Genomic DNA, 1473 nt, shown 5'->3' with positions numbered 1-1473 from the left:
GGTGAGCGCGGCCATGTCCATGAGCTGGCCGGTGAGGTAGTTGACGCCGCCGAGCATGAGCAGCGCGACGCGGTGCCCCTCGCGGCGCAGGTAGTCGGCGACGTCCTCGGTGCGCAGCCGGTCCTCGCCCGCGCGGGGCTTGAGCCGGACGACCGTCTCGGCCGGGTCGAGCCCGTGGTGGACGGCCTGGCTCGCGACCGCGTACGAGTCCGAGGGGAACGCCGAGTCCTCGATGACGATGCGGGTGCGCTCCCCCGCCGGCCGGTAGAAGGTGGCCATCAGCAGGTGCAGGTTGACCGTCAGCGAGTTCATCGCGACAACCTCGTGCGGGAGCGCGCCGACCAGCCGCGCCGCGGGCCCGGTCAGCAGCTCGTGGTACGACACCCACGGGCGGCGGGCCTGCGTGTGGCCCTCCACGCCGAGCCGGGACCAGTCGGTCAGCTCCTCGGCCAGGCGCGCCGCGGTCGCCTTCGGCTGGAGGCCGAGCGAGTTGCCCGCGAAGTAGGCGGCCTCCTCGTAGGGGCCGCCGGGCGCGGGCGGGACGAGGAACTCGGCGCGCAGCGTCGGCAGCGGGTCGGCCTCGTCGAGGCGGCGGGCCCGTGCTTCTCCGGTCACTTCTTCTTTCCTTCGATCAGGTCGAGCGCGACGTCCACGATCATGTCCTCCTGGCCGCCGACCATGCCCCGGCGGCCGACCTCCACCAGGATCTCCCTGGTGTCGAGGCCGTAGCGGCGGGCGGCGTCCTCGGCGTGCCGCAGGAAGGACGAGTAGACGCCCGCGTAGCCGAGCGTGAGCGTCTCCCGGTCCACCTGGACGGGCCGGTCCTGCAGCGGCCGGACGATGTCGTCGGCGGCGTCCATCAGCCGGAACACGTCGCAGCCGTGCTTCCATCCCATCAGGTCGGCGACCGCGACGAACGCCTCCAGCGGGCAGTTCCCGGCGCCCGCGCCCATCCCGGCGAGCGAGGCGTCCACGCGGCGCACGCCGTTCTCGACGGCGACGACCGAGTTGGCGACGCCGAGGCCGAGGTTGTGGTGGGCGTGGATGCCGATCTCGGTCTCGTCGGACAGGACGTCCCGGTACGCCCGGACGCGGTCGCGGACCCCGTCCATGGTCAGCCGTCCGCCCGAGTCGGTCACGTAGACGCAGTGCGCGCCGTAGGACTCCATGAGCTTGGCCTGCCCGGCGAGGGTCTCGGCGTCGGCCATGTGGGACATCATCAGGAACCCGGCGACGTCCATGCCGAGCTCGCGGGCGGTCGCGATGTGCTGGGCGGAGATGTCGGCCTCGGTGCAGTGGGTGGCGACCCGCACCGACCGGACGCCCAGCTCGTGCGCGCGCCTCAGCTCGGCGATCGTGCCGATGCCGGGCAGCAGCAGGGTGGTGAGGCGCGCGTTCGGCATGACCTCGGCCGCCGCCGCGATCCACTCCTCGTCCAGGTGCGCGCCGGGGCCGTAGTTGACGCTCGACCCG

At 73.2% G+C, this 1473-nt stretch carries 1 protein-coding gene and 1 pseudogene; both read right to left on the bottom strand.

Features of this window, described 5'->3' with window-relative positions:
* Window positions 1-615, bottom strand: a pseudogene (locus AB0J52_RS40310) (kynureninase); the annotation flags it as partial.
* The coding region (dmpG, locus tag AB0J52_RS40305) for a 4-hydroxy-2-oxovalerate aldolase (protein ID WP_500188468.1) at window positions 612-1473 on the bottom strand (862 nt) is incomplete at its 5' end. The pseudogene AB0J52_RS40310 and the gene dmpG, both read right to left, overlap by 4 nt.

This window comes from Spirillospora sp. NPDC049652, from assembly GCF_040675125.1.
Classification (GTDB): domain Bacteria; phylum Actinomycetota; class Actinomycetes; order Streptosporangiales; family Streptosporangiaceae; genus Spirillospora.
The sequence above is the reverse complement of the archived record's forward strand: the minus strand, read 5'-3'. Positions and strand labels throughout refer to the sequence as shown.